The organism is Xanthobacter sp. BG11Y11_SDJG, assembly GCF_057364445.1.
Window position 1 is genome coordinate 1 of record NZ_JBNFNU010000259.1, and the last position, 6,387, is coordinate 6,387.

The following is a 6,387-nucleotide window of genomic DNA, read 5'->3' on the forward strand; positions in this document are numbered from 1 at the left end:
GGACCCGGTGGAGGTCGCCGCCGGTCGCGCCCGCCGTCTCGTCCCAAGCGCCCCGCCTGCCCCGCGCAAGTCGTGCGGGGGGGCAAAGTGGGCCTCAGGGCGTCACGCACTGGCGCCTGCGTCGCCCACGCGGTCCGCATAGATGTAGAGCGGGCGGGCGTTCTGCTCGACGACCTCCTTGGAGATCACCACCTCCTCGACGCCTTCCAGGCCGGGCAAATCGAACATGGTGTCGAGCAGGATGCCCTCCATGATCGACCTGAGGCCGCGGGCGCCGGTCTTGCGCTCGATCGCCTTGCGGGCGATGGCGCCGAGGGCCTCCTCGTGGATGGTGAGGTCCACATTCTCCATCTCGAACAGGCGCTGATACTGCTTCACCAGAGCGTTCTTCGGCTCGGAGAGGATCTTCTTCAGCGCCTCCTCGTCGAGGTCACCCAACGTCGCCAGCACGGGCAGGCGGCCGATGAACTCGGGGATCAGGCCGTACTTCAGCAGATCCTCGGGCTCCACCTCGCGGAACACCTCGCCGGGGCGGCGATCCTCGGGCGGGGCCACCTTGGCCTGGAAGCCGATGGAGGTTGACCCCTTCGAGCGCGAGGAGATGATCTTGTCGAGCCCGGCGAAGGCGCCGCCGCAGATGAACAGGATGTTGGTGGTGTCCACCTGCAGGAATTCCTGCTGCGGGTGCTTGCGGCCGCCCTGGGGCGGGACCGAGGCCACCGTGCCTTCCATGATCTTCAGCAGCGCCTGCTGCACGCCCTCGCCCGAGACGTCGCGGGTGATGGACGGATTGTCGGACTTGCGACTGATCTTGTCGATTTCGTCGATATAGACGATGCCGCGCTGCGCCCGCTCGACATTGTAGTCGGCCGCCTGGAGCAGCTTGAGGATGATGTTCTCCACGTCCTCGCCCACGTAGCCGGCTTCGGTCAGCGTGGTGGCGTCGGCCATGGTGAAGGGCACGTCGAGGATGCGCGCCAGGGTCTGCGCGAGCAGCGTCTTGCCGGAGCCGGTGGGGCCGATCAGCAGGATGTTGGACTTCGCGAGTTCCACGTCGCCGTGCTTGGTGGCGTGGTTGAGGCGCTTGTAGTGGTTGTGCACCGCCACCGAGAGGACCTTCTTCGCGTGGTCCTGGCCGATGACATAGTCATCGAGGACCTTGCGGATCTCCTTCGGGGTGGGGATGCCATCCCGCGACTTCACCAGAGAGGACTTCGACTCTTCCCGGATGATGTCCATGCACAGCTCGACGCACTCGTCGCAGATGAACACGGTCGGTCCGGCGATGAGCTTCCTGACCTCATGCTGGCTCTTGCCGCAGAACGAGCAGTAAAGCGTGTTCTTGCTGTCGCTGCCGCCGGTCTTGCTCATCTCACGTCTCCTGCGGTCCGACGGTTTCGGGGGCACATGCGCGTCCCCTTCCTACGGACCCGATTGGGGATTGGACCAAGCAAGAAGCTCGCCAATCCCGCATTCCGTCATTGCGGTCAGCCTGAGCCAACCACCCTCTGGCGACACGATCAAGGCAGACGGCAGGGTTTCCCCCGGAAGGTCGTCCTTCCGGATAACAAGGAGTGCCGCCGCGCACCCGGTCCGCATCGTTCCCGGCATCGGCCCGAACCTTGGGCACCGTCGCGGCGCAGCCCCTCGACGCTGAGCGGGGGAGGCCGACGACGCGACGTGTCGATGCCGGCTATGGACCATGCAAGCGCGATCTTGCACTGCACGCAAGCGCGAATTCCGCCCGCATGCGGCGTGCTGCCGCGCCCGATCAGGGCGCGGCCATTCGTGAGCCTGCCGGTCTGTGGTGCGACGAACTTCAGCTGGGCCGCACTCAGGCGCCTTGGCGGTCTCGTCGGTCGGGCGCTTGTCGATCACCGAATCGATGAGCCCGAAGTCCTTGGCGGCCTCGGAGGTCATGAAGTTGTCGCGCTCGAGCGCGTTCTCGATCGCCTCGAAGGGCTGGCCGGTGTGCTTCACATAGATTTCATTCAGCCGCTTCTTCAGGCTGAGGATCTCCTGGGCGTGGAGCATGATGTCCGTCACCTGGCCCTGGAAGCCGCCGGACGGCTGGTGCACCATGATTCGCGCGTTGGGGAGCGCGAAGCGCATGCCCTTCTCGCCCGCGGTCAGCAGCAGCGAGCCCATGGAGGCCGCCTGGCCGATGCACAGCGTCGACACCGCCGGCTTGATGAACTGCATGGTGTCGTAGATCGCGAGGCCCGACGTCACCACTCCCCCGGGGGAGTTGATGTACATCGAGATTTCCTTCTTCGGATTGTCCGCCTCGAGGAACAGGAGCTGGGCCACGGCGAGCGTCGCCATGCCGTCCTCGACCGGGCCGGTCAGAAACAGGATGCGCTCCTTCAGGAGGCGCGAGAAAATGTCGTACGAGCGCTCACCCCGGTTGGTCTGCTCGACCACCATGGGGATGAGGTAATTCATATAAGTATCGACGGGATCGCGCATTTCTAATCCTCGGGGCGCGGGCGGAGGGACAAATCCGCCGCGCGCGTTCGCAAGTTCAGCGAAGCCGGCCCGACGGGATCAGGCCGCCTTCTCGTCCTCATCTTCCTTGTAGAGCTCCTCCCGGGTGACCTTCTTCTCGGTCACGTCGGCGAGCTCCAGCAGGAAGTCGACCACCTTCTCCTCGAACAGGGGCGCACGCACGGACGCCATCGCCTGGGGATTGCGGCGATAATAGTCCCACACCTGCTGCTCCTGGCCGGGGAACTGACGCGCGCGCTCGACCACGGCGCGAGTCACTTCGTCGTCGGAGACCTGGATATTGTTGCGCTCGCCGATTTCCGCAAGGACCAGGCCGAGGCGCACCCGGCGCTCGGCGATCCTGCGGTATTCCGCCTGCGCCTCGTCCTCGGTGGTGTCCTCGTCGGCGAAGGTGCGGTTCTGGGCGGCGAGGTCCTGCTTCACCTGCTCCCACACGCCGGCGAATTCCTGCTCGACCAGGCCCGCGGGCACGTCGAACTGGTGCGCGGCGTCGAGCGCGTCCAGCAGCGTGCGCTTGATCTTCTGGCGGGCGACGCCGGCATGCTCGCTCTCGATGCGCTGGCGCACCAGCTCCTTGAGCTTGGCGAGGCTCTCCTGGCCGAGAGTCTTGGCGAACTCGTCGTCGAGCACCAGCTCGCCCGGCACCTCGATCGCCTTGGCGGTCACCTCGAACGAGGCCGGCTTGCCGGCCAGCGCGCGGGCGGCATAGGCCTCGGGGAAGGAGACGCTCACGGTGCGGGTCTCGCCCACATTGATGCCCTCGAGCTGCTCCTCGAAGCCGGGGATGAAGCTGTTGGAGCCGATCACCACCTGGACGTCCTCGCCCGAGCCGCCCTCGAACTTCTCGCCGTCCATGGTGCCGACGAAGTCGACGCTGACCCGGTCGCCCTTGGCGGCGGCGCCGTCCTTGGGGCTGTAGGGGCGGTTGGCGTCGGCGATGCGGGCGATGGTCTCGTCCACCTCGGCGTCGCTCACCTCGACCACCGGCTTCTCGACCTTCAGCTCCTTGAAGTTGCCCAGCTCGATCTTCGGCAGCAGCTCCAGCTCGACGGTGTAGGTGAGGTCCTTCTCGCCCTCGATGACGCCCTTCACCTCGTCCTGGTCCTCGGGCAGCGCCACCTTGGGCTGGAGGGCGAGACGGAAGCCGTTGTCCTCGACGATCTTGCCGTTCGCCTCGGTCACGGTCTGCTCGATCACCTCGGCCATCACCGACTTGCCGTAGACCCGCTTCAGGTGCGCCACCGGCACCTTGCCCGGGCGGAAGCCGTTGAGCTTGACCTTGTCCTTGAGGTCGGAGAGGCGCGCCGTCGCCTTGGCGTCCAGCTCGGTGGCGGGAACCACCACGCGGAACGCGCGCTTGAGGCCTTCGGCTTGGGTCTCGGTCACCTGCATCGTCTTGCCTTACCTGTCCTGGGCCGCGTCCGGCGCGGTCCCTGTCTCACCCTGTGCGGGACCCGCGCCCGGCGCAGACCGCGTTCAATTCCTGTCCCCGGCCGGTTCCGCAAACCGGCCCGCGCGCGGACATCCTGCGAAGGACGGCCCGCGCCACGCAGGCGCCGGCGAGATGGTGCGGGCGGAGGGGCTCGAACCCCCACGACTCATCGTCACGGGAACCTAAATCCCGCGCGTCTACCAGTTCCGCCACGCCCGCCAGCCGAAGCTCTCCGGCCGAAGCGATCCGGCCGAAGCACGCCGTCCCGCGCCCACCCGCCGAAACCGGCGCGCGGCACGGGACATCCGGCCGGACAAGCCGCCGGTCCGCGCCAGGAACTTCCGGATCTGGAATTTCCGCGCCCGGACCCGCGGGCCTCGCCCGTCCCCGGCTTCGCCTCGCGCGTGCCCTGGAACCGGACGGGCCGGCGCCGGGCGCGCACCACGGCGCAGACCGGTCGCCGGAGCGCCGATCAGAGTGGCGGCTTATATCACGCCCGCGCCCGCGCGCAGCAAGAAAATGGCGGCAGCGCACAGCCCGCGGCGCCCTTACCGCCCCGCCCCGCCGTCGCCCTCGGGCTTGACCCGAAGGCCCAAGGACCCAACCGCCCGCCCGGACCCGGCGCGTGGATGCTCCGATCACGTCGGTGCATGACGGCTGCCTGGAGCATGACGGCGGTTGGGTATTTGGCGCCCCCTTACCCGCGTCCCCGCCGTCATCCCCCGGCTTGTCCGGGGGATCCACTCAGCGGCCGGGCCGGCGCCTCATTCTTGGGCCGCACGCAGAAGGAAGGGTGGATGCCCCGGACGAGCGGGGCATGACGGTGGCTTAGGCCAGGGCACCGCCGGCTCTTCCCCCCATCGCCGCCCCTCCCCGCCGTCGCCCTCGGGCTTGACCCGAAGGCCCAAGGACCCAACCGCCCGCCCGGACCCGGCGCGTGGATGCTCCGATCACGTCGGTGCATGACGGCGGTTGGGACGGTTGGCGCGGTGGGGCCGATGCGAAGCGGCTGGTGGAAGGTGGGGCCGCTTTGGGGGCTGGGGGCGCTCGGCCAGCGAATGGCGCTTGCCCTTTTTCCGGCGCCGTAAGATGGTCCGCGAAAACGAGCCGCGGAGAGCCCAGCGTGAGCAACCCCTTGCCCCCACCCGACGCATGTCCTCCTCAAGGGCGCGGCCGCCACCCTCCTCCTGCCCGCCACCGGCGGTCTTGCCTGCCGCCCCAGGCCCCGGGCGCGCCGGCCCCCCGCTGCGGGGAACGCCGCCGGTACCGGCGCCGGTCTCCGTCGATCTCGCGGCCGCCGAGGCCGCGCGCCCCGAACTCGCCGGTCCGGGCCGGCGTCGCGCTGTTCAACCAGAGCCTGCCGGGGCCGGTGCTGCGCCTGAAGAAGGGCGGCACGCTGAACCTCAATCTCGCCAACGGCCTGAAGGAGGACATCGCGCTCATCTGGCATGGCCTGCGCGTGCTCGGCCGGCGCGTCCCTCGCCGCGGCGCCGGTGGCGGGCGGCAAGAGCGGCACCGTCAGCATCACGGCGCCGGACGCCGGCACCTTCTGGTATCACGCCGCCAATCCCGCCCTCGCGCGGCGCGCGCTCGCGGGCGCTCTGGTGGTGGAGGAGCCCGGCCCGGCGCTCTACGCCGCCGACCATGTGCTGTTCATCCAGTCCTTCCCGCCCGAGACCGGCCTGCCGATCTTCCCGGTCAACGGCGCCATCTCGCCCACCTTCCAGGGGCCGGCGGACGGCCGGGCGCGGCTGCGATTCATCAATGCCACCACGCTGATGCTCCGCGTGCGGGTCCGCGGCCCGGCGGCGTATGTGATCGCGGTGGACGGCCAGCCGGCCGAGCCGTTCGCGCTGAAGGACGGCCGCCTCCAGCTGCCGCCGGGAGGGCGGGTGGACGTGGCGGCGACGCTCGATGACGCGGACGTCTCCATCGTCGAGCTGGAGACCGCGCAGGATCCCATCCGCCTCGCGGTGATCGCGCCGGTCGGTCCCGCCGGCACCGCGCCGGACGGCCCGCCCCCGCCGCTGCCGCCCAACGCGCTGCCGAAGGAGATCCCGCTCCAGAACGCGGCGCGCTTCGAGGTGCCGATCGGCGAAAGCGCGGTCGGCCCCACGTCGGTCGGCTCCGTGAAGACGGGGCGGACGGTGGTGCTCACCCTCGCCAACACCATGGAGGCGCCGGTTTCGGTGCATATCCAGGGCACGGCGGTGCGCCTCTTGGACGGCATGGACGACGGCTGGAAGCCCTGGTGGCACGACACCGTGCCGGTGGGGCCGAAGAGCACGGTGCGGGTCGCCTTCGTGGCGGAGGCGCCCGGCCGCTGGCCGATCATCGCCCAGCGGGTGGGCGACGGCGCGGTGGTGAACGAGCCGCGCCTTCGAGGTCACGCCCGCCTGAGGGTGCCGGTTCCCCGCCGCCCGGCGGCCGGACCCCCTCACCCTTTG

The 6,387-nt window shown here is 69.4% G+C and carries 3 protein-coding genes, 1 tRNA gene and 1 pseudogene; 1 reads left to right on the forward strand and 4 read right to left on the reverse strand.

Translation table 11 applies throughout. The annotated features are described in order from the left end of the window. Positions 1-102: 102 nt before the first annotated feature. The 4 genes and pseudogenes from clpX to AC2W7M_RS17900 all read right to left on the reverse strand — a co-directional run bounded on the left by clpX (position 103) and on the right by AC2W7M_RS17900 (position 4,159). Positions 103-1,371: an ATP-dependent Clp protease ATP-binding subunit ClpX gene (gene clpX / locus AC2W7M_RS17885; RefSeq protein ID WP_121622302.1), complete on the reverse strand. Its 1,269-nt coding sequence runs from the start codon at positions 1,369-1,371 to the stop codon at positions 103-105. 465 nt (positions 1,372-1,836) lie between these two features. Then, positions 1,837-2,469 (reverse strand): annotated as a pseudogene (locus AC2W7M_RS17890) (ATP-dependent Clp protease proteolytic subunit); the annotation flags it as partial. 78 nt (positions 2,470-2,547) lie between these two features. Further along, positions 2,548-3,900, reverse strand: coding sequence for a trigger factor (tig, locus tag AC2W7M_RS17895; RefSeq protein WP_486133732.1), 1,353 nt, complete (start codon positions 3,898-3,900; stop codon positions 2,548-2,550). A gap of 173 nt (positions 3,901-4,073) precedes the next feature. Further along, positions 4,074-4,159 (reverse strand) — tRNA-Leu (locus AC2W7M_RS17900). Between the two features lie 1,229 nt (positions 4,160-5,388). Between AC2W7M_RS17900 and AC2W7M_RS17905 the strand changes: the two genes are divergently transcribed. Beyond that, on the forward strand, positions 5,389-6,387 hold a 999-nt coding region (locus AC2W7M_RS17905; protein WP_486133734.1), incomplete at its 3' end, for a multicopper oxidase domain-containing protein.